Raw genomic sequence first — 25,366 nt, forward strand, 5'->3', positions numbered from 1 at the left:
GGCGTTTCTCCCCGATTTACGGGGGGAAGGGTGGTAAGTGATTGTAATGACGGCAAAAAACTTTGAATTATTTCAAAAATAAGTTTGACAGCCTTTTGATGCGCCATTAAGATTCGCCCCGTCCTCAGCGATGACATCAACGATGAGGGGCTATAGCTCAGCTGGGAGAGCGCCTGCATGGCATGCAGGAGGTCAACGGTTCGATCCCGTTTAGCTCCACCAATTTACACTTCGAAGCCTGGCCACACCGGCTTCGAAGCGATCAACACTCAGTGTTGATCAGTTGTATAGAAGGGTTTGCGTCCCCTTCGTCTAGTGGCCTAGGACACCGCCCTTTCACGGCGGTAACAGGGGTTCGAGTCCCCTAGGGGACGCCAGTTTTACAGAAGTGATGTTGCAAGATGTCACTCCGCCGCGAGGCGAAAAATCCGGGGCTTTAGCTCAGCTGGGAGAGCGCCTGCATGGCATGCAGGAGGTCAGCGGTTCGATCCCGCTAAGCTCCACCAATTTTACAAGTTCAAGGTCTGGCCACACCGGCCTTGAATCGATCAGCTCTCAGCACTGATCAGTTGTATAGAAGGGTTTGTGTCCCCTTCGTCTAGTGGCCTAGGACACCGCCCTTTCACGGCGGTAACAGGGGTTCGAGTCCCCTAGGGGACGCCACGATTACCCGCTCTGCGGGATTTATAAGGGTCATTCAATTATTGAATGGCCCTTTTGTTTGTCTGGCGTTTGGCCAAATCTCCTTTTTCCTTACACTGTGCTTCAGACCAGCGGTCATATCCTTGACTTGCGGAATATTATTATGCGAATAATATTCTAGTCGTAATATTCGGAGGCAACGATGAACGATAAAAAAGCTCAAACCCGCGAACGCATTCTCAAGGCAGCCAGTGCCGCGCTTATCCAGCGTGGCCCGGCCGACCCGAGCGTGGGCGAAGTGATGGGCGCAGCCGGCCTGACTGTCGGTGGCTTCTATGCGCACTTCGAAAGCAAGGACGCAATGATGCTGGAGGCATTCAAGCAATTGCTCGGCCGCCGACGCGACCTGATTGCCGACATGGACTCCGAGCTGACCGGCGAAGAACGTCGCGCACTGGTGGCTGCGTTCTACCTGTCGCGCAAACACCGCGATTCCAGCGAGTCGGCTTGCCCGATTCCGGCTTCGATTGGTGAGTTGGGCCGCTTGCCGGAGTCATTCCGTATCGCGTTGAACGAACACCTGGAACTGATGGTTGCGCAGTTGGCGGCCAGTCCTGAAGACACCGACAAAGCGCTGGCCGATGTCGCCTTGATGGTCGGCGGTCTGGCGTTGGCCAGGGCGCTGGGTCCGGGTGATTTATCCGATCGATTGCTGCGCGCCGCCAAGTCGGCAGTGCGTTGACCTGAAGGCGGCACGCCTGAGGAATTAGCGATGAGCACGTTGAAGTGGGTTCGCGGCGTTAATGGCACCTTGGGCTGGTTTGCACCAAAACTGGTGGCAAGCAAAATGCGGTTGGCATTCATGACGCCGCGTTCGCTGCCCCTGCGGGACTGGGAATTGCCGCTGCTGGCCAGTTCCGAGCGCATCACTTTGCGATTTGGCTTGTCGGCATTGCGCTGGGGGCAGGGCCCGGCCGTGTTGCTGATGCACGGTTGGGAAGGGCGGCCCACGCAGTTCGCCGCACTGATCAACGCGTTGGTCGAGGCCGGTTACACGGTCGTTGCGCTTGATGGCCCGGCCCACGGTCGTTCGCCGGGGCGTGAGGCCAATGTGGTGCTGTTCGCCCGCGCCATGCTTGAAGCCGCCGCCGAGTTGCCGCCGCTGCAAGCAGTCATCGGTCACTCGATGGGCGGCGCCAGCGCGATGCTCGCCGTACAGTTGGGCCTGCGCACCGAAACGCTGGTGAGCATTGCTGCCCCGGCACGCATTCTCGGGGTGCTGCGTGGTTTTGCCCGTTACATGGGGATGCCGCCGCCAGCACGTTCCGCGTTCATCCGTCAGGTCGAGAAAGATGTCGGCATGCGCGCTGCCACGCTGGATGTCGCGCACTATCAACTGGATATGCCCGGTCTGATCGTGCATGCCGAGGACGACAACTTCGTTTCGGTCAAAGAATCGCAACTGATCCACGAATCCTGGTTCGACAGCCGTCTGCTGCGTCTGGAAAGCGGCGGTCATCAACGTGTGCTGGCTGACTCTCGGTTGATTGATGGGGTGTTATCACTGCTGGCCGGTCGCAGCCTGCAGACGCGCCAATCGGCGTAGGCATCCGTTACACTGCCCCGGTTGATTAATTTGACCGGGAGTGGGGCATGGGCTGGGATCGGGCAACGCCGTTTACCATTGATCTTGAAGTAGGCGCCGAAGACATCGACGGGCTCGGGCACGCGAACAACGCGGTGTACGTGACCTGGCTTGAACGCTGCGCCTGGCGCCACTCGCAGCGGCTGGGTCTGGATCTGGTCGAGTACCGGCGTCTGGATCGGGCGATGGCCGTGGTGCGTCACGAAATCGATTATCTGGCGGCCGCCTACGAAGGCGATGAGCTGCAATTGGCGACCTGGATCGTCGATTGGGATCAGCGCCTGAAAATGACCCGGCACTTCCAGTTGATCCGCCCAAGCGACAACACCACCCTGTTGCGCGCGCAGACCACGTTCGTCTGCATTGAACTGTCCACCGGCAAGCCCAAGCGCATGCCTGCCGAATTCATCGAAGGCTACGGCCCGGCGATCCTCGCCTGACACAACCCCACTGTAGGAGCTGCCGAAGGCTGCGATCTTTTGATCTTGTCTTTTAAAAACAAAGTCAAAAGATCGCAGCCTTCGGCAGCTCCTACACGGGCTACAGTAAACCCGGTAAACTGCCGCACGTTTTTTCCTCAAGTAGTGTTTTCCCCATGCAAATTGCTCTGGCGCCCATGGAGGGGTTGGTCGACGACATCCTGCGCGACGTGCTGACCCGTGTCGGCGGTATCGATTGGTGCGTGACCGAATTCATCCGCGTCAACGATCAGTTGCTCACGCCGGCCTATTTCCACAAGTTCGGTCCCGAACTGCTGAACGGCGCCCGCACCGCTTCCGGTGTGCCGCTGCGTGTGCAATTGCTGGGGTCTGACCCGGTGTGTCTGGCGGAAAACGCCGCGCTGGCCTGCGAACTCGGCTCCCAAGTGATCGACCTGAACTTCGGCTGCCCGGCCAAGACCGTCAACAAGTCCCGTGGCGGCGCGGTTCTGCTCAAGGAGCCGGAACTGCTCAACCAGATCGTCGAACACGTCCGGCGTGCCGTACCGGCGCACATTCCGGTGACCGCGAAGATGCGTCTTGGCTTCGACAGCCCGGATGGCTCGCTGGTGTGCGCCACGGCGTTGGCTGAGGGCGGTGCCGAGCACATCGTCGTACACGCACGGACCAAAGTTGACGGCTACAAACCACCAGCGCATTGGGAATGGATTCCACGCGTGCAGGACGTGGTCAAGGTGCCGGTGTTTGCCAATGGCGATATCTGGAGCGTCGAAGACTGGCGTCGTTGCCGCGAAATCAGCGGGGTTGAAGACATCATGCTTGGCCGTGGCCTGGTTTCGCGCCCGGATCTGGCCCGGCAAATCGCTGCCGCACGGGCCGGCGAGGAAGTGGTTGAGATGACCTGGGCCGAACTGCTGCCGCTGATCCAGGACTTCTGGCTGCAAGCCAAGGCGCAAATGACTGCGCGTCAGTCGCCAGGTCGTTTGAAGCAATGGCTGGCCATGTTGACGCGCAATTATCCTGAGGCGACAGAGCTGTTCACCGTCCTGCGCCGTGAGACCGAGCCGGATCACGTCTCGCGTTTATTGGGTCTGCCGGTCGCTGAGGCGGCCTGAAAAAAATCTCGAAATAATCTCTTGAAATGCAATCAGCGGTCCCTATCTAAGGGTTACGCGATGCCGAATTCGGGTCGCGGAGATAAAAAACTTGCTGATTGTTTTCAGGAGATTTGAACCATGAGTACTGCATTTTCCCTCGCGCCACTGTTCCGTTCCTCGGTTGGTTTCGACCGCTTCAATGACCTGTTCGAAACCGCCCTGCGCAACGAACCAGGCAGCACCTACCCACCTTACAACGTTGAAAAACACGGTGACGATCAATACCGCATCGTCGTGGCGGCGGCCGGTTTCCAGGAAGAAGACCTGGAACTGCAAGTCGAGAAAGGTGTGCTGACCATCAGTGGCGGCAAACGTGATGCCAGCGAAGGCGTGACGTTCTTGCATCAGGGCATTGCCCAGCGTGCATTCAAGCTGTCCTTCCGTCTGGCCGATCACATCGAGATCAAGGCTGCGGATCTGAGCAATGGTCTGCTGAGCATCGACCTGTTGCGGGTGATCCCGGAAGAGGCGAAAGCCAAACGCATCCCGATCAACGGGACGCAGAAGCCGGTTCTGCAATAAGGCCGAGCAATGAAAAGGGGCGCCATCTGGCGCCCCTTTTTTGTGCCCGTCATCCGAGCATGTCTTTCAGATTATCCAGCGCCACCGGCCGGCTATGCAGATAACCCTGATACAAATGGCAGCCCAAGCCTTGCAGAAACGCCAACTGTTCTGGCGTTTCTACACCCTCGGCAATCACTTCCAGTTCCAGGCTGCGGGCCATGGCGACGATTGCGCGGATGATTTCTGCGTCGTTGGGATCGGTAGTCGCATCGCGGATAAATGACTGGTCGATTTTCAGCGTGTCCACCGGCAGGCGCTTGAGGTAGGTCAGTGACGAGTAACCGGTGCCGAAGTCATCCATGGCGAAGCTGACGCCAAGTTTTTTCAGGCGGCGCATTTTGCTGATGGTGTCTTCCAGATTCTGGATGACGATGCCTTCGGTGATTTCCAGTTTCAGTAGCGAGCAGGGCAGGCCGTGGCTGGTCATGCTGCGTTCGATGCGCTCGACGAAGTCGTTCTGGCGGAACTGTCTAGGGCTGATATTGACGCACAGGCTGAAGTTGTAAGGGTCGATCAAGTCAGCGGCGATCAGTTGTTTGAACGCCTCGCAGGCCTCGTCGAGAATCCACGTGCCGACTTCCAGAATCAGGCCGCTGTCCTCCAGCACCTTGATGAACTCCGTGGGCGATTGCGCGCCGAGTTCCGGGTGATTCCAGCGCACCAGTGCTTCGGCGCCGATGATGCGATTGTCCCGGGCGTCGATTTGCGGCTGGTAATGCACTTTGAATTCGCCGCGGGACAGCGCCAGACGCAAGTCGGTCTCCATGCGCAGCCGCTCGCTCGCCGCTTTCTGCATGGTGTTGTGGTACATCTGCGTGGTGTTGCGCCCGGAATCCTTGGCCCGGTACAGCGCAATGTCGGCGCGCTTGAGCAGGTCGGTCGGGGTCGAGCCGTGATCCGGAATCAACGCCACACCGATACTCGGCGTCACTTGCAGGCGCTGGCCGTCGAGGAACATCGGTTCCGACAGCAGCTCCCGAATGGTGTCGGCCAATTCTCGCACTTGCACGCTGACCTCGTTGCGCGTGCCTTCCAGCCCGCTGAGCAAGACCACGAACTCATCGCCACCGAGACGGGCGACGGTGTCCTCCATGCGTACGCTGGCTTCAAGTCGCGCGGTGATGATTTTCAGCACGGTGTCGCCGACCGGATGGCCCAGCGAGTCGTTGATGTGTTTGAAGTGATCCAGATCGAGAAACAACAGCGCACCGCGCAGGTTATGGCGCTTGAGCAAAGCGATTTGCTGGCTCAGGCGATCCATCAGCAGGGCGCGGTTGGGCAGGTTGGTCAGCGGGTCGTGATAAGCCAGATGGCGGATCTGCGCTTCGGCGTTTTTCAGCAGGCTGACATCCCGTGCGGTCAGCAGCAGGCACGCGGTTTCATTGAGGGTGATTGGTTCGACCGAGACCTCGACCGTCAGCAACTCCCCGCGCTTGTTACGTCCGAGCATTTCCTGATGGTGTACACGGCCCTTGATCTGCAATTCGGCGAGCAGTGCCGAGCGCTGTTTTTCTTCGGCCCAGATACCGACCTGATACACGGTTTTGCCGACCACTTCTTCAGCGCGATAACCGGTGAGGCGACAGAAGCCGTCGTTGACCTCCAGATAGCGCCCGGTGTCGCGTTCGGTGATGGTGATCGCGTCGGGGCTTGAGTGAAACGCTTTGGCGAATTTCTCTTCGCTGGCCTTGAGTGCCGCTTCCGAACGTTGCTGCTGGGTGATATCGCGCAGGGTGGTGACGATGCACGGTTGATTGCCGACGCTGATCTGCCGGCTGGAAATCACGCACGTCAGCGACTGGCCGTCCTTGTGCTGGACGATGATCGCCACGTTGCTCAAGCCTTGTTCGCGGATTACCCGTTCAATGCGCTGCAGACTTTTCGCCGAAGCGTCCCACAGGCCGATTTCTTCGGCGGTGTGACCGATCACGTCGGCGGCGCTCCAGCCGAAGGTCTGGGTGAAACTGGAGTTGATCTCGATGAATTCGCCGCTGTCCTGACGCGTGACGCAGATCGGGTCGGGGCTGACCTGGAACAGCGTGGCGAATTTCTCTTCCGAAGCCACCAGCCGTTGTTCGCGTTCGACCTGCTCAGTGATGTCGAGCAAGGTGCCGGCCATGCGCAGCGGCACGCCGTTATCGTCGCGATAGAGACGAGCGCGGCTTTCCAGATAACGGGAGCTGCCGTCCGCCAGTTGAACCCGGTACGTCAGCTGATAATTGCCTGCTGGCCCTTCGCGTAGGCTGCGGTAGGCATCGCGCATGCTTTCGCGCTCTTCGCCGGGCACGCCTTCAAAAAACGCCTCGAACGACTCGTGGAACGGAATCGGCTCGAGCCCGTGCAATTGTGCGGCTCGCGCCGAGCCATAAAGCATGCCACTGGGAATGTGCCAGTCCCAGGTGCCGAGTTGCGCCGAATCCAGCGCCAGATCGAGGCGCTCCTGACTGTCTTTCAGGGCGTGTTCGGCGGCTTTGCGTTCGGTGGTGTCGAGAAACGTGCTCAGCAGATACGGCTGGCCTTCGAGTTCGACCTTCTGTGCGCTGAGGATACCGTCATGGACCTGCCCGTTACTGGCACGAAACTGCACTTCCATGCTGATCAGTTCGCCCTTGGCCTTGGTTTTCCTGACCAGTTCGGCTCGTTGTTCAGGGTGAACCCACAGGCCCAGTTCCAGCGTGGTGCGACCGATTGCGCTCTGCACCGGCCAGCCGAACAGGCTTTCGAAATACTGGTTGGCCTCGGAAATCAGGCCGTCTTCCTGGCGGGTCAGCAGGACCATGTTCGGGCACAGGTGAAACAGTGTGGCGAAACGTTTCTCCGAGCTGCTCAGCGCCTGTTCGCGTTGGCGCTGGTGGGTGATTTCGCGAATCACCCCGATCATTCGGGGGCGCCCGTGTTTGTCTGGTAGCAGGCTGCCGCTGATCTCCAGCCAATGCAGACTGCCGTCGGGCCAGCGGATGCGGTGATGCATCGCCTGTTCCAGTGGTGCACCGGCAATCACTGCGTGGAAGGCGCGAACGGTTTTCGCGCGGTCCTCAGGAGGCAACAGGTCGAGGTATTCCAGATCTTCGGGCAACGGTTGTCGCGGATCAAAGCCAAACAGCGCCTGCGTGCCCCGCGACCAGCTGATCTGACCGAGTTCGATGTCCCAGTACCAGGCGCCGAGCCGTGCGCCGTTGAGCGCGGCGAGCAATTGCGGCGCGCTCTCCCAGCTCTGCTCGGAACGTCGCGGGTCTATGGCCTGGATACGCGGCATCGGCGGAATGCGGTCAACAGATTTCGGCATTGTTCACGGCCTTGAGCTGATTTTGGCGTTGGCGCAGGGAACGGCTCTATAGGCTTAGCACAACTTAGCCGAGAGTCCCTGGCAGATCGATCTGTGCGTCCAGCAAGGCCATAAACGCCCGTGCTGCATTCGATAGCGTCCGTTCGGTGTGCAAGATATAGCCTAGCTGGCGTCGCAGATGTATGCCCGGTAAAGGTATGCGCGCTACTTGTTCGTCGAGCATCGTGCGTGGCAAAACGCTCCAGGCCAGGCCAATCGAGACCATCATCTTGATGGTTTCCAGATAGTTTGTGCTCATCGCGATGTTCGGCGTCAGGCCTTGGGCCTCGAACAGACGTTGGACAATATGGTGGGTAAAGGTGTTGCCACCGGGGAAAACCGCCGGATGATCGGCAATGTCCGCCAGACTGACGGCGCCGTTACTGATCAGCGAATGCTCGGGGGCGACCACGAAATCCAGCGGGTCGTCCCATACCGGTGTGGCTTTGACCAGTGAATGCGGCTCCGGGGCCAGGGTGATGACGGCCAGTTCTGCGCGGCCGTGGAGTATTTCTTCGTAGGCCACTTCCGAATCGAGGAACTGAATATCCAGCGCAACCTGTGGGTAGCGGCGGGTGAACTCCCTTAATAAGGGTGGCAAGCGGTGCAGGCCTATGTGGTGACTGGTCGCCAGAGTCAGACGGCCGCTGACTTCGCCGTTGAGGTTAGTCAGGGCGCGGCGGGTGTCATCCAGCACATTGAGAATCTGATAGGCCCGTGGTAGCAAGGCGCGGCCGGCCTCGGTCAGGCCGACTTCGCGGCCCAGTCGGTCGAACAGCCGTACCTTTAATTGCTGCTCCAGTCCGGCGATGCGTTTGCTGATCGCCGGTTGCGTCAGGTGCAGGCGTTCACCGGCGCCGGAGAAGCTCCCGGTCTCGGCAATCGCGATAAAAGCATTGAGGTTGGCCAGATCCATGGTGGTATTCCAGTTGGTTATCCAAAGCATAAAAAATATGAATTTGAGTTATTTAATGTAACCCCATAGGATCAGCCTCACAAGCCAAAGGGTTATTGAACTGTTCGAAGCCCGGGGCATAGAAACAAGCTGATGAGGAACCGTCTGATGGCCGGCAAAACGCTCTACGACAAGCTCTGGGATTCGCATTTGGTCAAGCAGCGCGACGATGGCTCTGCGCTGATCTACATCGACCGTCACATCATTCACGAAGTGACCTCGCCGCAAGCCTTTGAAGGCCTGCGTCTTGCCGGGCGCAAGCCTTGGCGCATCGATGCCAACATCGCGACCCCGGACCACAACGTACCGACCACCCCGGAACGCAAGGGCGGCATCGCAGCCATTGCCGACCAGGTATCGCGTTTGCAGGTTCAGACCCTCGATGACAACTGCGATGAGTACGGCATTGTCGAGTTCAAGATGAACGACATCCGCCAAGGCATCGTCCACGTCATCAGTCCGGAGCAGGGCGCGACCTTGCCGGGCATGACCGTGGTCTGCGGTGACTCGCACACCTCGACCCACGGTGCTTTCGGCGCACTGGCTCACGGTATCGGCACTTCCGAGGTCGAGCACGTGCTCGCCACGCAGTGCCTGGTCGCCAAGAAAATGAAGAACATGCTGGTCCGCGTCGAAGGCCAATTGCCGTTCGGCGTGACCGCCAAGGACATCGTTCTCGCGGTGATCGGCAAGATCGGCACCGCCGGCGGTAACGGCCATGCTATCGAGTTCGCTGGCAGCGCGATCCGCGAGTTGTCCGTTGAAGGCCGCATGACCATCTGCAACATGTCCATCGAAGCCGGTGCCCGTGTGGGCCTGGTAGCCGCCGACCAAAAGACCGTTGATTACGTCAAGGGTCGCCCGTTCGCACCGAAAGGCGCGGAATGGGACATGGCTGTCGAAGCCTGGAAAGATCTGGTAACCGACGCTGACGCTAAATTCGACACCGTGGTTGAGCTCGACGCCGCGCAGATCAAACCGCAAGTCAGCTGGGGTACTTCCCCGGAAATGGTTTTGGCGGTTGATCAGAACGTGCCGGACCCGGCCAAGGAAATGGATCTGGTCAAACGCGACTCGATCGTCCGTGCCTTGAAATACATGGGTTTGACCGCCAATCAGGCGATCACCGATATTCAGCTCGACCGCGTGTTCATTGGTTCCTGCACCAACTCGCGGATCGAAGATTTGCGCGCTGCGGCAGTCATTGCCAAGGGCCGCAAAGTCGCTTCGACGATCAAGCAGGCCATCGTCGTACCGGGTTCAGGTCTGGTGAAGGCGCAGGCCGAATCCGAAGGTCTGGACAAGATCTTCCTCGAAGCCGGTTTCGAATGGCGTGAGCCGGGTTGCTCGATGTGCCTGGCGATGAACCCGGACCGTTTGGAGTCCGGCGAGCATTGCGCCTCGACCTCCAACCGTAACTTCGAAGGCCGTCAGGGTGCCGGTGGCCGTACCCATCTCGTCAGCCCGGCCATGGCCGCAGCGGCGGCGGTGAACGGTCGTTTCATCGACGTTCGTGAATTGATTTAAGGAGCGCAGCATGAAAGCTTTCACCCAGCACACTGGTCTTGTCGCGCCTTTGGATCGTGCCAACGTCGATACCGATCAGATCATTCCAAAGCAGTTCTTGAAGTCGATCAAACGCACCGGTTTCGGCCCGAACCTGTTCGACGAGTGGCGTTACCTGGATGTCGGGCAACCGTATCAGGACAACTCCAAGCGTCCGTTGAACAAGGATTTCGTGCTCAACGCCGAGCGTTACCAAGGCGCCAGCGTGTTGCTGGCCCGCGAGAACTTCGGTTGCGGCTCCAGCCGTGAACACGCGCCGTGGGCGCTGGAAGAGTACGGTTTCCGCAGCATCATCGCGCCGAGCTACGCCGACATCTTCTTCAACAACAGCTTCAAGAACGGCTTGTTGCCGATCATCTTGAGCGACGCTGAAGTCGATGAATTGTTCAAGCAGGTTGAGGCCGAGCCGGGCTATCAATTGCAGGTCGATTTGCACGCGCAAACCGTGACCCGTCCGGATGGCAAGGTCTACAGCTTCGAGATCGACGCGTTCCGCAAGCACTGCCTGCTCAATGGCCTGGACGATATCGGCCTGACCTTGCAGGACGGCGATGCGATTGCCACGTTTGAGGCCAAGCACCGCGTGAGCCAGCCGTGGTTGTTCCGCGACGCGTGATTGATTCGATATTGCTGTAGTCCTCTCTGGCCTCATCGCTAGCAGGCTAGCTCCCACAGGGATTTGTGTACGCCATGGATCCAATGTGGGAGCTAGCCCGCTAGCGATGTCAGCAGTCGAAACACCCCAAGACTCACCTTAGAAAGGAAGTCCCCATGACCAGCACCGCCCAGCACAGTCAGGTTGTCCAAAAGCAATTCGGTGAACAGGCCGCCGCCTACCTGAGCAGCGCCGTTCACGCTCAAGGCACCGAGTTCGCGTTGCTACAGGCTGAACTGGCAGGGCAGGGCGACGCCCGGGTGCTGGACTTGGGTTGCGGTGCCGGTCATGTGAGTTTTCATGTAGCGTCGCTGGTGAAAGAAGTGGTGGCTTACGACCTGTCGCAGCAAATGCTCGACGTGGTCGCTGTCGCCGCCCTTGATCGCGGGATCAGCAACATTTCCACGGTCAACGGTGCCGCCGAGCGTCTGCCGTTTGCCGATGGCGAGTTCGATTTCGTGTTCAGCCGTTATTCTGCGCATCACTGGAGCGACCTCGGTGTGGCGCTGCGTGAAGTGCGCCGGGTGCTGAAGCCGGGTGGCGTGGCGGCGTTCGTCGATGTGTTGTCACCGGGCAGTCCGTTGTTCGACACTTACCTGCAAAGCGTCGAAGTGCTGCGCGACACCAGCCATGTGCGCGATTATTCCGCTGGCGAGTGGTTGCGTCAGGTCAGTGAAGCGGGTTTGCATGTCCGCAGCACCACGCGTCAGCGCCTGCGTCTGGAGTACACCAGTTGGGTCGAGCGCATGCGCACACCCGAAGTGATGCGTGCGGCAATCCGCGAATTGCAGCGCTCGATGGGCAATGAAGTACGCGAATATTTTGAGATTGATGCCGACGGTTCGTTCAGTACAGATGTGATCGTACTGATGGCTGAGCGATAAGAATTTTTCCGGGAGTGCCAGTAAGCGGCGCACCGACTGAAGACACGAGGAAAGCATGAGCAAGCAGATTCTGATTCTCCCAGGTGACGGTATTGGTCCGGAAATCATGGCCGAAGCGGTCAAGGTGCTGGAACTGGCCAACGACAAGTACAGCCTGGACTTCGAGCTGAGCCATGACGTGATCGGTGGCGCGGCCATCGACAAGCACGGCGTGCCGCTGGCCGACGAAACCCTCGACCGCGCCCGCGCTGCCGATGCTGTGCTGCTGGGCGCCGTTGGCGGCCCGAAATGGGACACCATCGAGCGTGACATCCGCCCTGAGCGCGGCCTGCTGAAGATTCGTGCGCAACTTGGCCTGTTCGGCAACCTGCGTCCGGCAATCCTCTATCCGCAACTGGCCGATGCTTCCAGCCTGAAGCCGGAAATCGTTGCCGGTCTGGACATCCTGATCGTGCGTGAGCTGACCGGTGGCATCTACTTCGGCGCGCCACGCGGTACGCGTACTCTGGAAAACGGCGAGCGTCAGTCCTACGACACGCTGCCGTACAGCGAAAGCGAAATCCGCCGCATCGCCCGTGTCGGTTTCGACATGGCCATGGTGCGTGGCAAGAAGCTCTGCTCGGTGGACAAGGCCAACGTGCTGGCGTCCAGCCAGTTGTGGCGTGAAATCGTCGAAGAAGTGGCCAAGGATTACCCGCAGGTCGAACTGAGCCACATGTACGTCGACAACGCTGCCATGCAACTGGTGCGTGCGCCGAAGCAGTTCGACGTAATCGTCACCGACAACCTGTTCGGCGACATCCTGTCCGACCAGGCGTCGATGCTCACCGGTTCCATCGGCATGCTGCCGTCGGCCTCGCTGGACACTAACAACAAGGGCATGTACGAGCCTTGCCACGGTTCGGCGCCAGACATTGCAGGCCTTGGCATTGCCAACCCGCTGGCGACCATTTTGTCGGTGTCGATGATGCTGCGTTACAGCTTCAATCAGCAGGCTGCCGCCGATGCCATCGAAAAAGCCGTCAGCCTGGTGCTGGATCAGGGCTTGCGCACCGGCGACATTCTGTCGGCCGGTTGCACTAAAGTCGGTACGCAGGAAATGGGCGACGCAGTAGTCGCCGCGCTGCGGAATCTGTAATCTCTCGGGCCCGCTGCGAAATTCAATACAAAGCAGCGGCCCACTTTTCAAGAAGGTGTAGTTGCGATGAAACGTGTAGGTCTGATCGGTTGGCGCGGTATGGTCGGTTCCGTGCTCATGCAGCGGATGCTGGAAGAGCAGGATTTCGATCTTATCGAGCCGGTGTTTTTCACCACTTCCAATGTCGGTGGCCAAGGCCCGTCCGTGGGTAAGGACATTGCTCCGCTCAAGGACGCGTACAACATTGAAGAGCTGAAGACGCTCGACGTGATTCTGACCTGCCAGGGTGGCGACTACACCAGCGAAGTGTTCCCCAAGCTGCGCGAAGCCGGCTGGCAGGGTTACTGGATCGACGCGGCTTCCAGCCTGCGCATGAACGATGACGCGGTCATCATTCTTGATCCGGTCAACCGCAAGGTCATCGACCAGCAGCTCGATGCGGGCACCAAGAATTACATCGGCGGCAACTGCACCGTCAGCCTGATGCTGATGGGCCTGGGCGGTCTGTTCGAAGCAGGTCTGGTCGAGTGGATGAGCGCCATGACTTATCAGGCGGCATCCGGTGCCGGCGCGCAGAACATGCGTGAACTGATCAAGCAGATGGGCGCGACCCACGCCGCTGTTGCTGATCAACTGGCCGACCCGGCCAGCGCGATCCTCGACATCGACCGTCGTGTGGCTGAAGCCATGCGCAGTGAAGCGTACCCGACCGAAAACTTCGGTGTACCGCTGGCCGGCAGCCTGATCCCGTGGATCGACAAAGAACTGCCGAACGGCCAGAGCCGCGAAGAGTGGAAGGCCCAGGCCGAGACCAACAAGATCCTCGGTCGCTTCAAGAGCCCGATCCCGGTCGATGGTATCTGCGTGCGCATCGGCGCCATGCGTTGCCACAGCCAGGCGCTGACCATCAAGCTGAACAAAGACGTGCCGATTGCCGACATCGAAGGGCTGATCAGCCAGCACAACCCTTGGGTCAAACTGGTGCCAAACCAGCGCGAAATCAGCATGCAGGAGCTGAGCCCGACCAAGGTTACCGGCACCCTGAATGTTCCGGTTGGCCGTCTGCGCAAGCTGAACATGGGTACTCAGTACCTCGGCGCCTTCACCGTCGGCGACCAACTGCTGTGGGGCGCGGCCGAACCGCTGCGTCGCATGCTGCGGATTCTGCTTGAGCGTTGATCGATTGAAACTGTGAAAGAACCCGTGCCTTGCAACAGGTGCGGGTTTTTTTATGCCTGAGGTTTCTCGGTTGTCAGGTCTGGCCTCATCGCGAGCAGGCTCACTCCTACAATGGTCGGTGTGAAGCAAGTTTTGGTGTGCAACCCCACCCCTATAGGAGTGAGCCTGCTCGCGATAGGCCGGTACAGGCGCCGCAAATCCCGGACAGAAATTGCCTGTGCGCCACTCACCCGGTAAAGTGCCGCTCCCCCCGTTTCGCCAGAGGCCGCACCATGACCCAGACCCTAGATATTGCCGTAATCGGCGCCACCGGTACTGTCGGCGAAACCCTCGTACAGATTCTCGAAGAGCGCAACTTCCCGGTCGGCAATCTGCACCTGCTTGCCAGTAGCGAATCCGCCGGCAGTTCGGTGCTGTTTCGCAACAAGAACGTGCGCGTGCGTGAGGTCGACGAGTTCGATTTCAGCAAGGTCAAACTGGTGTTCTTCGCCGCTGGCCCGGCCATCACTTTGAGCTATGCGGCACGCGCCCACGCTGCCGGTTGCTCGCTGATCGACTTGTCCGGCGCCTTGCCGGCCGATCAGGCGCCGCAAGTGGTGCCGGAGGCCAACGTTGATGTGCTGGCCAATCTGAAAGCGCCGTTCCAGGTCAGCAGCCCAAGCCCGTCGGCCACCACACTAGCCGTCGTGCTGGCGCCGTTGCTCGATCTGATCGATCTGCAATACGTCAATGTCAGCGCCAATCTGGCCGTTTCCGCTCAGGGCCGTGAAGCCGTTGCCGAGCTGGCGCGCCAGACCGCCGAGCTGCTGAACATGCGTCCGCTGGAGCCGAAATTCTTTGACCGGCAGATGGCATTCAACCTGCTGGCTCAGGTCGGTACGCCTGACGCTCACGGCCATACGCTGCTGGAAAAACGTCTGGTACGCGAGTTGCGCCAGGTGCTGGCACAGCCTTTATTAAAGATTTCCGCAACTTGCATTCAAGCGCCGGTGTTTTTTGGCGATAGCTTTAGCGTGACCTTGCAGTCAGCGAGCGCGGTCGACCTGCAAATGGTCAACGCTGCACTCGAAGATGCACCGGGGATCGAACTGGTTGAAGCCGGCGATTATCCGACTGCGGTCGGTGACGCGGTAGGGCAGGACGTGGTCTATGTCGGTCGAGTGCGCAGCGGTGTCGATGACCCGGCGGAACTTAATCTGTGGCTGACGTCAGATAATGTGCGCAAGGGTGCCGCGCTTAACGCTGTGCAGGTGGCTGAATTGTTGATAAAAGACCTGCTGTAAAAGATACTTGGCAACAATTTGTCGACTGATTCTAGGCTGGCGCTATGCTTGGCCGAAGTGCTTGACGACGTGTCACCCTCCGGGACTTTCCGGGGCATCAAAGAAATAATCGCGCGCGACACCCTGTCGTCGTCGCGCGCAATGCCTTACGGCAGCGGTTTTCACAATATTCTCGCTGGCCGAGGAACGTTCAAACAAAGGATGAGGCTATGGTTCAAGTTCGCAAACTGGTGTTAGCAATAGCGGCCGCCTCGGCGCTGTCCTCCGGTATGGCGCATGCCCTCGGGCTCGGGGAGCTGACCCTGAAGTCGACCCTGAACCAGCCGCTGGTGGCTGAAATCGAGCTGCTCGACGTCAAGGATCTCACTGCTGCCGAAGTAGTGCCGAGCCTGGCCTCGCCGGAAGATTTCGCCAAGGCCGGCGTTGATCGCCAGGCCTTCCTCAATGATCTGACGTTCACCCCTGTGCTCAATGCCAGCGGCAAAAGTGTTCTGCGCGTGACGTCGAGCAAGCCGCTGTCCGAGCCGATGGTCAAATTCCTCGTGCAGGTGATGTGGCCGAACGGCCGTCTGCTGCGCGATTACAGCGTACTGTTGGACCCGTCGAAGTTCTCGCCGCAGACCGCTGATGCCGCTGCTCAGCCTGCGCCGACCTCGACCATCACTGCGCCGACCACTGGCGCCACCCACCCGTCCCAATACACCACGACGCCACGCGATACCCTGTGGGAAATTGCGGCGAAGGCGCGTACTGGGGGATCGGTGCAGCAAACCATGCTGGCCATTCAGGCATTGAACCCGGACGCGTTCATCGACGGCAACATCAACCGGCTGAAAACCGGTCAGGTGCTGCGTCTGCCGGATGCCGTGCAAAGCGCTGCGTTGCCACAGTCGAAGGCGATTGCCGAGGTTGCGGCGCAGAACGAAGCCTGGCGTCAGGGTCGTCGTTATGCGGCCAAGCCGGGCACCGGTCAGCAGCAACTGGATGCGACCAAACGTGGCCGCAGCAATGCTGGCGCGGGGCAAAACCCGAAAGACAATCTGAGCCTGGTGTCTGCCGAAAGCGCCAAGGGCCGTGGCAAAGGCCCGGCGGGCGATGCCAAAGCCTTGAGCAACAAGTTGGCGGTGACTCAGGAAAGCCTCGACACGACTCGTCGTGACAACGAGGAACTGAAAAGCCGCATGACCGATCTGCAAAGTCAGCTGGACAAGCTGCAACGCCTGATCGAGCTGAAGAACAATCAACTGGCGAAAATGCAGGCCAATGGCCCGGGTGCCGCGCCAGGCGCCAATGCAGCCGTGTCTGCGGTGCCAGCGATTACCGCAGAGCTGGCGACTACACCGCCAGCCACTCCGGCAGAAGCCGCCGCAGCGCCGACCCCGGAATCGGCCATTGCGCCACCGGCAGAGACAACACCTGCGCCAGTGGTCGAGCCTAAGCCAGTTGTCGCTGATGACGAGAAAACCTTCAACGAGCTGCTGACCAATCCGATTCTGCTGGGTCTGGTCGGTGGCGGTGCGGTGATCCTGCTACTTCTGCTGTTGCTGCTGGCCCGTCGCCGCAAAGCTCAGCAGGAAGCCGAGAAACATCTGCGCATGGCCCGTGCCCTGTCTGAAGAACAAGAGTTCTCCGCCGAGCAGGATCTGCCGGAAAGCAGCTTCGAAGGTCTGGAAGTACCGGCAGCAAGCGTCAAGCTGTCGCCTGCGGCCGTTGCACCTGCACCTGCACCGACACCTGCTCCAGCGCCAGTAGTTGCGCCAGTTGTCATGGCTGCACCGATTGCTGCGCCATTGGTTGCGCCGTCGGCCGAACGCTCGGATGACGTGCTCGATAAAGCCCAGTCGCACATTGCTGCCGGTCGCCTGAATCAGGCAGCGGCATTGCTGGAAGAGGGCGTCAGCCTGGAGCCGCAACGCAGTGATCTGCGCCTGAAGCTGATGGAAGTCTACGGTCAGCAGGGCGACCGCGACGGTTTCGTCGGTCAGGAGCGTCAACTGGCGGCCAATGGCGACAACTTCGCCAAGGTCGAAGAGCTGAAAAGCCGCTTCCCGGCCATGGCACTGGTGGTCGCTGGTGGTCTGGCGGCGGCTGCTGTCGCTGCCGAACTCGATGCGCAGTACGTCAAGGATCTGCTGCTGGATGAGCCGGAAGCGCCAGCGCCAGTGCCTGCTCCGGTTGAAGATGATCTGGACAGCGCGTTCGACCTGAGCCTGGACGATCTCGACAACATCACTCCAGTGACGCCTGCGCCAGTAGTCGAGCCGGAAGCGCCGGTCGAACTGGACGAGTTCCCTGCTGATGACGACCTGAGCTTCGGTTCGGTGCTGCAACAGCAGACCGAGATCAAAGAGAACCTTGACGATCTGTCGGACTTCGATCTGGATCTCGATCTGGGTGCCGAGCCGGCACCTACGGTTAATCTGGACGACGATGACTTCCTGCTGGATCTCGACGAGGGCGTGAAGGATCTGTCGCCAGTCGAACCGCCGGTTGTAGCTGACGTGCCGCAGGATGATCTGGAATTGCCGGCAGATTTCGACCTGTCGCTGTCTGACGAAATGGACGCCAACCCGGCCGAGCCTGATGCGTTCGCTGCCGAGCTGGATGACGTCAACGCCGAACTGGATCGCCTGTCGCAGAGCATTGCCGAGCCAACGCCAACCTTCACTGAAGCCGATGCAGCAATGGGTGGTGATCTGGGCGAAGACGACTTCGACTTCCTCGCCGGTACCGACGAAGCGGCCACCAAGCTCGATCTGGCTCAGGCCTACATCGACATGGGTGACAGCGACGGCGCCCGTGACATCCTCAACGAAGTGTTGACCGAGGGTGACGAGAAACAGCGTGGTGAGGCCAAGGAAATGCTGTCTAACCTGGCTTGAGTCAGCGATAAGCGGTAAACAGAACGGCAGCCCATTGAGGCTGCCGTTTTTGTTTGCGCTGGATGCTGTGGTGATTGAGACATTGCCATCGCTGGCAAGCCAGCTCCCACAGGTATGGTGTTCACCGCAAAACCTGTGGGAGCTGGCTTGCCAGCGATGGCGTCGGATCAGTCAATAGAGAACCCACTGGCATCCCCGGGCAGCGGCCTTATAATGCCCGCCTTTGTAAATCAGCAGGCTGTCCCACCTTGGCAAACATAGAAAACCCAGTCGCCGAAATGGCGCCCGACGGCTTTTACCGCATCGCGCTGGGCGTCGAGTACAAAGGCTCGCGCTACAGCGGCTGGCAGCGTCAGTCCACTGGCGTAGCCACGGTGCAGGAAGCGCTGGAAAAAGCCTTGTCGAAAGTCGCCAACTCACCGATCTCGTTGCAGTGCGCCGGGCGTACCGACGCTGGCGTGCACGCTTGCGGGCAAGTGGTACATTTCGACACTAAGGTCGATCGTTCGTTGAAAGCCTGGGTAATGGGTGCCAACATCAATTTGCCCCACGACATCAGTGTCAGTTGGGCGCGGGTGATGCCGGCGCATTTTCATGCGCGGTTCAAGGCTATTGCCCGACGTTATCGCTACGTGATCTACAACGATCAGATCCGTCCGGCGCACCTCAATGAAGAAATCACCTGGAACCACCGTCCGCTGGACGCCGAGCGCATGGCCGAGGCCGCTCAGCATCTGATCGGCACCCATGATTTCAGTGCCTTCCGCGCCGGCCAGTGCCAGGCCAAGTCGCCGATCAAGCAGATGCATCACCTGCGCGTGACCCGTCACGGCAAAATGATCGTGCTCGACATCCGCGCCAACGCTTTCCTGCATCACATGGTGCGTAACATCGCCGGGGTATTGATGACCATCGGTGCGGGCGAGCGGCCCGTGGAGTGGATGAAGGAAGTGCTGGAAAGCCGCGAACGGCGTTCGGGCGGCGTCACAGCGCATCCGTACGGCCTGTATCTGGTGCAGGTCGAATACCGCGACGAATTCCCGTTGCCCGAGCGTTTTATCGGGCCACATTTCCTTACGGGTTTCTCGGAACTTGACGGCTGACGCCCTCGAACGCTTTTGCTACCATCCGGGACTTTCTCGGATTTGCCTTGGGGTTCTATCGACATGTCAGCCGTTCGCAGCAAGATTTGCGGGATTACCCGCATAGAAGATGCGTTGGCAGCCGTCGAAGCCGGAGCCGACGCCATCGGTTTCGTGTTTTACGCCAAGAGCCCGCGAGCGGTAACCGTGCAGCAGGCGCGGGCGATCATCAAGGCGTTGCCGCCGTTTGTGACCACCGTCGGCCTGTTCGTCAACGCCAGTCGCTGCGAGTTGGGGGAAATCCTCGATGCAGTGCCGCTGGACCTGTTGCAGTTTCATGGCGACGAAACCGCCGAAGAGTGCGAAGGTTGGCATCGTCCGTACATCAAGGCATTGCGGGTCAAGGCTGGCGATGACATCGCCGCCGCCTGCGATGCCTACCCAAGCGCCAGTGGCGTGCTACTCGATACTTATGTTGAAGGCGTTCCCGGCGGAACCGGCGAAGCGTTTGACTGGTCACTGATTCCGCAAGGGTTGAGCAAGCCGTTGATTCTTGCTGGCGGTCTGACCCCGGATAACGTTGCCGACGCGGTCGCGCGGGTGCGCCCGTACGCAGTGGACGTCAGCGGCGGGGTAGAGGCGAGCAAGGGCATCAAGGATCACGCGAAGATTCAAGCGTTCATCAATGCGGTGCGTAAAGGTTAGGTCGTTGCCGGATGTGACGGCTGGCAGACTGCCGCCGTCCACAGCTTGGTAGAAAAGAGGCAGCGGATTTTTGGGTTGTATGAAGGTCAGTTTCGCTGACCCGCCCATCCATCAATCATCGCCGCACACATGAATTTTAGCTGAAGGGCATACGCGGGGCCGCGAACCAGAGCGTTCGGGCCGCCGGTACTGGAGAAAGTAAGCATGAGCAACTGGTTAGTAGACAAACTGATCCCTTCGATCATGCGATCGGAAGTGAAGAAGAGCTCGGTGCCTGAAGGTCTGTGGCACAAATGCCCGTCCTGCGAGGCTGTGCTGTATCGTCCGGAGCTGGAAAAGACCCTGGATGTTTGCCCTAAATGCAACCATCACATGCGCATCGGCGCACGTGCACGCATCGACATCTTCCTTGATGCCGAAGGCCGCAACGAACTGGGCGCCGATCTGGAGCCGGTTGACCGTCTGAAATTCCGCGACGGCAAGAAGTACAAGGATCGCCTGACCGCTGCACAGAAGCAGACTGGCGAAAAAGACGCGCTGGTTTCCGTTAGCGGTACGTTGCTGGGTATGCCGGTTGTGGTTTCGGCATTCGAATTCGCCTTCATGGGCGGTTCCATGGGCGCCATCGTCGGCGAGCGCTTCGTGCGCGCCGCCAACTACGCTCTGGAAAACCGTTGCCCAATGATCTGCTTCGCTGCCTCCGGTGGTGCGCGGATGCAGGAAGCGCTGATCTCGCTGATGCAGATGGCCAAGACCTCGGCCGTACTGGCGCGTCTGCGTGAAGAAGGCATTCCGTTCATCTCGGTACTGACCGACCCGGTTTATGGTGGTGTTTCCGCCAGTCTGGCAATGCTCGGCGACGTGATCGTCGGTGAGCCGAAAGCCCTGATCGGTTTCGCCGGTCCGCGTGTTATCGAACAGACCGTGCGTGAAAAACTGCCGGAAGGCTTCCAGCGCAGCGAGTTCCTGCTGGAGCACGGCGCCATCGACATGATCGTTCATCGTCAGGAGCTGCGCCCGCGTCTGGGTAACCTGCTGGCACAAATGACCGGCAAGCCGACGCCTGTGTTCGTTGCCGCTCCTGTCGAGCCAATCGTGGTTCCACCGGTGCCTGCCAACGTATGACCGAGCGTACCCTTGGCGAGTGGCTCGCCTACCTTGAGCAGTTGCATCCGTCAGCCATCGATATGGGGCTGGAGCGTTCGCAACAGGTAGCGTCCCGCATGGGACTGGGCCAGCCGGCGCCTCGGGTGATTACGGTCACCGGCACCAATGGCAAAGGTTCGACCTGCGCGTTCGTGGCTTCGTTGCTGCGCGCGCAGGGCCTGAGCGTTGGTGTCTACAATTCTCCGCACCTGCTGCGTTATAACGAGCGGGTGCAGCTCAATGGCGTCGAAGCCACTGACGCCCAGCTGTGCCAGGCCTTCGCGGCAGTCGAGGCCGGTCGCGGCGACACTTCCCTGACTTATTTCGAAATGGGCACCCTCGCGGCGTTCTGGCTGTTTCAGCAGGCCGGCCTTGATGCGGTGGTGCTTGAAGTCGGTCTGGGCGGGCGGCTGGACACGGTCAATGTGGTGGATGCCGATATCGCGCTGGTCACCAGCATTGGCGTCGATCATGTCGATTATCTGGGCGACACCCGTGAATCCGTGGCTTACGAGAAAGCCGGGATTTTCCGTCAGGGCAAGCCTGCGCTGTGTGGCGATCTGAATCCTCCGCAACCCTTGCTCGACAAGGCGCGTGAACTGGCATGTCCGTTCTTCCTGCGCGGGCGTGATTTCGATCTCGGCATCACCGATCAGCACTGGCAATGGCGCGGCACCGATGCGCAAGGTCAGGTCGTTGAGTTGCGCGATCTGCCGTTGCTCGATCTGCCGATGGAAAACGCTGCGCTGGCGTTGCAGGCGTATCTGTTGCTCGGTTTGCCTTGGGATGCGATGCAGATTGTTGCTGCATTGCAAGCGACTCGCGTGGTCGGGCGTCTGGATCGTCGTTCGTTCGAGTGGAACGGCAAGCGTCTGAATCTGCTGCTGGATGTCGGGCATAACCCGCACGCGGCGGAGTATCTGGCGCGACGTCTGGCCATGCGGCCTCCGGTCGGCAAGCGTCTGGCAGTGTTCGGGTTGCTGGCGGACAAGGATCTGGATGGTGTTGTCAGCGAATTGAATGCTAGTGTCGAACACTGGGCTGTGGCGCCGCTGGATTCGCCGCGTGCGCGCCCGGTTGCCGAGTTGCAGGTGGCATTGCAGAACCTTGGTGCGTCGGTCACGTCATATGACAGTGTCGCGGCGGCTCTGGAAGGGCAGTGCGCCGTGGCGAGCAGCGACGACGAGATTCTGTTGTTCGGATCATTTTATTGTGTCGCCGAGGCCCTTGAATGGTTGGCCCGGCGCTCCACGGAGGAAGCGGCAAATGGCTTTGCTGGATAAAGCGTACAAGCAGCGCATGGTCGGTGCCCTGGTGCTGGTGGCACTGGCGGTGATTTTTCTGCCGATGCTGTTTTCCCGTCAGGACGAACAGCGTCAAGTGACGGTTGATGCGCCGGCCGCGCCTCAAGCTCCTGCCATGGCGCAGTTGCAAGTCGAGCCGGTTGCCGTGCCCGAGCCGCAAGCCTTGCCGCAAGAGCCGGTGCCGAGCGATGAAGAAGTTGCCGAGCAAACCGCGCCGTCGGCACTGATTGCTCCAGCTCCCGCGCCAGTCCCGGTAGCCAAGCCTGCGCCAGCAGCCAAGCCTCTTGCGGCACCGTCTCAGCCGATTGCAGCAGCAACTGCCAAACCTGACACTACACAAAGCCGCGTCGATGCGAACGGTCTGTCGGTGAGCTGGTCGGTGCAGTTGGCGAGTCTGTCGAGTCGTGCCAGCGCTGAAAGCCTGCAAAAAAGCCTGCGTAGCCAGGGCTACAACGCCTACATCCGCTCGGCGGATGGCAAGAATCGGGTATTTGTCGGGCCGCTGATCGAGCGCGCCGAAGCCGATCGTCTGCGCGATTTGCTGGGTCGCCAGCAGAACCTCAAGGGCTTTGTGGTGCGCTTTCAGCCTGAGCGTGGCTGATATCTATCAAATCGATTGAAATGCACTGACAATCGCAGCTTACCGACAGCCATGCGCTCTGCTAAAATGCGCCGCCTTATCCGTCTGTAGGCTGCACTGTGCCATTTATCTGGGTTGACTGGGCGATCGTTGCAATCATCGCCATCTCCGCATTGATCAGTTTGAGCCGCGGCTTCGTCAAGGAAGCATTATCGCTGGTGACCTGGATCATCGCAGGAGCTGTTGCCTGGATGTTCGGTGGCTCATTGTCCGAGTACCTCGCCGGATACATCGAAACCCCATCGGCTCGCGTGATCGCGGGCTGTGCCATCATGTTTGTCGCCACACTGATCGTGGGCGCAATGATCAATTATCTTATCGGCGAATTGGTTCGCGTCACCGGGCTCTCCGGGACCGACCGATTCCTTGGCATGGCCTTCGGCGCAGCGCGTGGCGTGTTGCTGGTGGTTGTGGCGGTCGGGCTGTTGAGCCTGGGGCCGGTACAGCAGGACGGCTGGTGGAAAGAATCACAGCTCGTGCCAAAATTTTTATTGGTTGCAGACTGGTCCAAAAACCTGATTCTCGGGTGGAGCAGTCAGTGGCTTGCCAGCGGTATCAGCGTACCCGCTGATCTACCGTTCAAGGAGCAACTCTTGCCGTCGGCGAAAACGCCTCAGTGAGTGTTGTTCAGTTCAGATCCATTAAGTAGGGGTTGCGTCGCATGTGTGGCATCGTCGGTATCGTCGGTAAGTCGAACGTCAATCAGGCGCTGTATGACGCGCTAACCGTGCTCCAGCACCGCGGCCAGGACGCTGCCGGTATCGTGACCAGCCATGATGGCCGGTTGTTCCTGCGCAAGGACAATGGCCTGGTGCGTGACGTGTTCCAGCAACGTCACATGCAGCGCCTGGTCGGCCATATGGGTATCGGCCACGTCCGTTACCCGACTGCCGGCAGCTCGACTTCGGCCGAGGCTCAGCCGTTTTACGTCAACTCGCCGTACGGCATCACGTTGGCGCACAACGGCAACCTGACCAACGTTGAACAGTTGGCCAAGGAGATTTACGAATCCGACCTGCGTCACGTCAACACCAACTCCGATTCGGAAGTGTTGCTCAACGTGTTCGCTCACGAGCTGGCCCAGCGCGGCAAGCTCCAGCCAACCGAAGAAGACGTGTTTGCCGCCGTCACCGACGTGCACAACCGTTGCGTTGGTGGTTATGCAGTGGTTGCGATGGTCACCGGTTACGGCATCGTCGGTTTCCGTGACCCGCACGGCATCCGTCCAATCGTGTTCGGTCAGCGTCACACCGACGAAGGCGTCGAATACATGATCGCCTCCGAAAGCGTTTCGCTGGACGTGCTCGGTTTCACCCTGATCCGCGATCTGGCACCGGGCGAAGCGGTCTACATCACTGAAGACGGCAAGCTGCACACCCGTCAGTGCGCGAACAACCCGTCGCTGACCCCGTGCATCTTCGAGCACGTTTACCTGGCGCGTCCGGATTCGATCATCGACGGCGTTTCGGTTTACAAGGCGCGTCTGCGCATGGGCGAGAAACTGGCGGAGAAAATCCTCCGTGAGCGTCCTGAGCACGATATCGACGTGGTCATCCCGATTCCGGACACCAGCCGCACCGCTGCGCTGGAACTGGCCAACCATCTGGGCGTGAAATTCCGCGAAGGTTTCGTCAAGAACCGCTACATCGGCCGTACCTTCATCATGCCGGGTCAGGCTGCACGCAAGAAGTCGGTGCGTCAGAAGCTCAACGCCATCGAGCTGGAATTCCGCGGCAAAAACGTGATGCTGGTGGACGACTCGATCGTGCGCGGCACCACGTGCAAGCAGATCATCCAGATGGCCCGTGAAGCCGGCGCGAAAAACGTCTACTTCTGCTCGGCGGCTCCGGCTGTTCGCTTCCCGAACGTTTACGGCATCGACATGCCAAGCGCTCACGAACTGATCGCACACAATCGTTCGACTCAGGACGTGGCTGATCTGATCGGCGCTGACTGGCTGATCTATCAGGATCTGCCTGACTTGATCGAAGCGGTCGGCGGCGGCAAGATCAAGATCGAGAACTTCGATTGCGCGGTGTTCGACGGCAAGTACGTGACGGGCGACGTCGACGAGGCTTACCTGAACAAGATCGAGCAGGCACGCAACGATGCCTCGAAGGTCAAGACCCAGGCGGTCAGTGCGATCATCGATCTGTACAACAACTGAGTTTCTA

21 protein-coding genes and 4 tRNA genes are annotated in these 25,366 nt (G+C 59.7%); 23 read left to right on the plus strand and 2 right to left on the minus strand.

Annotated elements, in window-relative coordinates; genetic code table 11:
- Window positions 1-146 precede the first annotated feature (146 nt).
- The 9 genes from ACTWLJ_RS17060 to ACTWLJ_RS17100 all read left to right on the plus strand — a co-directional run bounded on the left by ACTWLJ_RS17060 (window position 147) and on the right by ACTWLJ_RS17100 (window position 4,406).
- Window positions 147-222, plus strand: a tRNA-Ala gene (locus ACTWLJ_RS17060).
- A gap of 79 nt (window positions 223-301) precedes the next feature.
- A tRNA-Glu gene (locus ACTWLJ_RS17065) sits at window positions 302-377 on the plus strand.
- A gap of 53 nt (window positions 378-430) precedes the next feature.
- A tRNA-Ala gene (locus ACTWLJ_RS17070) sits at window positions 431-506 on the plus strand.
- A gap of 81 nt (window positions 507-587) precedes the next feature.
- Window positions 588-663, plus strand: a tRNA-Glu gene (locus ACTWLJ_RS17075).
- Window positions 664-844: 181 nt separating this feature from the next.
- On the plus strand, window positions 845-1,384 hold the full coding sequence (locus ACTWLJ_RS17080; RefSeq protein WP_401213901.1) for a TetR/AcrR family transcriptional regulator: 540 nt from the start codon (window positions 845-847) through the stop codon (window positions 1,382-1,384).
- Between the two features lie 30 nt (window positions 1,385-1,414).
- Window positions 1,415-2,248, plus strand: coding sequence for an alpha/beta fold hydrolase (locus ACTWLJ_RS17085; protein ID WP_401213904.1), 834 nt, complete (start codon window positions 1,415-1,417; stop codon window positions 2,246-2,248).
- Window positions 2,249-2,295: 47 nt separating this feature from the next.
- Window positions 2,296-2,727 (plus strand): acyl-CoA thioesterase, encoded by a 432-nt coding sequence (locus tag ACTWLJ_RS17090; protein ID WP_401213907.1) that lies wholly within the window; start codon window positions 2,296-2,298, stop codon window positions 2,725-2,727.
- 155 nt (window positions 2,728-2,882) lie between these two features.
- Complete coding sequence (locus ACTWLJ_RS17095) at window positions 2,883-3,842, plus strand: tRNA dihydrouridine synthase (protein WP_445177677.1); 960 nt, start codon at window positions 2,883-2,885, stop codon at window positions 3,840-3,842.
- Window positions 3,843-3,962: 120 nt separating this feature from the next.
- Window positions 3,963-4,406 carry an Hsp20 family protein gene (locus tag ACTWLJ_RS17100; RefSeq protein WP_445177678.1) on the plus strand — a complete coding sequence of 148 codons (444 nt, stop codon included), beginning with the start codon at window positions 3,963-3,965 and terminating at the stop codon, window positions 4,404-4,406.
- A 49-nt stretch (window positions 4,407-4,455) separates the two neighbouring features.
- Here the strand turns inward: ACTWLJ_RS17100 and ACTWLJ_RS17105 are convergent, their stop codons facing one another.
- Both ACTWLJ_RS17105 and ACTWLJ_RS17110 read right to left on the minus strand, forming a co-directional pair.
- Window positions 4,456-7,734 (minus strand): PAS domain S-box protein, encoded by a 3,279-nt coding sequence (locus tag ACTWLJ_RS17105; protein ID WP_445177679.1) that lies wholly within the window; start codon window positions 7,732-7,734, stop codon window positions 4,456-4,458.
- Between the two features lie 64 nt (window positions 7,735-7,798).
- Complete coding sequence (locus ACTWLJ_RS17110) at window positions 7,799-8,689, minus strand: LysR family transcriptional regulator (RefSeq protein ID WP_445177680.1); 891 nt, start codon at window positions 8,687-8,689, stop codon at window positions 7,799-7,801.
- Window positions 8,690-8,836: 147 nt separating this feature from the next.
- On the opposite strand from ACTWLJ_RS17110, the gene leuC reads away from it, so the two are divergent.
- From leuC to purF, 14 genes are all read left to right on the plus strand, one after another.
- On the plus strand, window positions 8,837-10,255 hold the full coding sequence (gene leuC / locus ACTWLJ_RS17115) for a 3-isopropylmalate dehydratase large subunit (RefSeq protein ID WP_445177681.1): 1,419 nt from the start codon (window positions 8,837-8,839) through the stop codon (window positions 10,253-10,255).
- Between the two features lie 10 nt (window positions 10,256-10,265).
- On the plus strand, window positions 10,266-10,910 hold the full coding sequence (gene leuD / locus ACTWLJ_RS17120) for a 3-isopropylmalate dehydratase small subunit (RefSeq protein ID WP_221733773.1): 645 nt from the start codon (window positions 10,266-10,268) through the stop codon (window positions 10,908-10,910).
- A gap of 155 nt (window positions 10,911-11,065) precedes the next feature.
- The gene (locus ACTWLJ_RS17125) at window positions 11,066-11,833 is read left to right on the plus strand and encodes a class I SAM-dependent methyltransferase (RefSeq protein WP_445177682.1); all 768 of its coding nucleotides are present in this window, start codon (window positions 11,066-11,068) and stop codon (window positions 11,831-11,833) included.
- A 55-nt stretch (window positions 11,834-11,888) separates the two neighbouring features.
- On the plus strand, window positions 11,889-12,971 hold the full coding sequence (leuB, locus tag ACTWLJ_RS17130; RefSeq protein WP_445177683.1) for a 3-isopropylmalate dehydrogenase: 1,083 nt from the start codon (window positions 11,889-11,891) through the stop codon (window positions 12,969-12,971).
- A 66-nt stretch (window positions 12,972-13,037) separates the two neighbouring features.
- Window positions 13,038-14,150, plus strand: coding sequence for an aspartate-semialdehyde dehydrogenase (gene asd, locus ACTWLJ_RS17135; RefSeq protein ID WP_445177684.1), 1,113 nt, complete (start codon window positions 13,038-13,040; stop codon window positions 14,148-14,150).
- Window positions 14,151-14,422: 272 nt separating this feature from the next.
- Window positions 14,423-15,433 (plus strand): aspartate-semialdehyde dehydrogenase, encoded by a 1,011-nt coding sequence (locus tag ACTWLJ_RS17140; RefSeq protein WP_445177685.1) that lies wholly within the window; start codon window positions 14,423-14,425, stop codon window positions 15,431-15,433.
- Between the two features lie 209 nt (window positions 15,434-15,642).
- Window positions 15,643-18,315, plus strand: a complete 2,673-nt coding sequence (locus tag ACTWLJ_RS17145) for a FimV/HubP family polar landmark protein (RefSeq protein ID WP_445177686.1) — start codon at window positions 15,643-15,645, stop codon at window positions 18,313-18,315.
- A gap of 278 nt (window positions 18,316-18,593) precedes the next feature.
- Complete coding sequence (gene truA / locus ACTWLJ_RS17150; protein WP_445181364.1) at window positions 18,594-19,418, plus strand: tRNA pseudouridine(38-40) synthase TruA; 825 nt, start codon at window positions 18,594-18,596, stop codon at window positions 19,416-19,418.
- Between the two features lie 63 nt (window positions 19,419-19,481).
- On the plus strand, window positions 19,482-20,102 hold the full coding sequence (locus ACTWLJ_RS17155; protein WP_445177687.1) for a phosphoribosylanthranilate isomerase: 621 nt from the start codon (window positions 19,482-19,484) through the stop codon (window positions 20,100-20,102).
- Between the two features lie 204 nt (window positions 20,103-20,306).
- Window positions 20,307-21,227: an acetyl-CoA carboxylase, carboxyltransferase subunit beta gene (gene accD / locus ACTWLJ_RS17160; RefSeq protein ID WP_401213940.1), complete on the plus strand. Its 921-nt coding sequence runs from the start codon at window positions 20,307-20,309 to the stop codon at window positions 21,225-21,227.
- On the plus strand, window positions 21,224-22,531 hold the full coding sequence (gene folC, locus ACTWLJ_RS17165; RefSeq protein ID WP_445177688.1) for a bifunctional tetrahydrofolate synthase/dihydrofolate synthase: 1,308 nt from the start codon (window positions 21,224-21,226) through the stop codon (window positions 22,529-22,531). The genes accD and folC overlap by 4 nt, the downstream gene beginning before the upstream one ends.
- Window positions 22,515-23,153: an SPOR domain-containing protein gene (locus tag ACTWLJ_RS17170; RefSeq protein WP_445177689.1), complete on the plus strand. Its 639-nt coding sequence runs from the start codon at window positions 22,515-22,517 to the stop codon at window positions 23,151-23,153. The genes folC and ACTWLJ_RS17170 overlap by 17 nt, the downstream gene beginning before the upstream one ends.
- A gap of 98 nt (window positions 23,154-23,251) precedes the next feature.
- Window positions 23,252-23,812: a CvpA family protein gene (locus ACTWLJ_RS17175; protein ID WP_445177690.1), complete on the plus strand. Its 561-nt coding sequence runs from the start codon at window positions 23,252-23,254 to the stop codon at window positions 23,810-23,812.
- Between the two features lie 41 nt (window positions 23,813-23,853).
- Window positions 23,854-25,359, plus strand: a complete 1,506-nt coding sequence (gene purF / locus ACTWLJ_RS17180) for an amidophosphoribosyltransferase (RefSeq protein WP_445177691.1) — start codon at window positions 23,854-23,856, stop codon at window positions 25,357-25,359.
- Window positions 25,360-25,366 lie beyond the last annotated feature (7 nt).

The sequence above is a fragment of the Pseudomonas sp. McL0111 genome, from assembly GCF_052567255.1.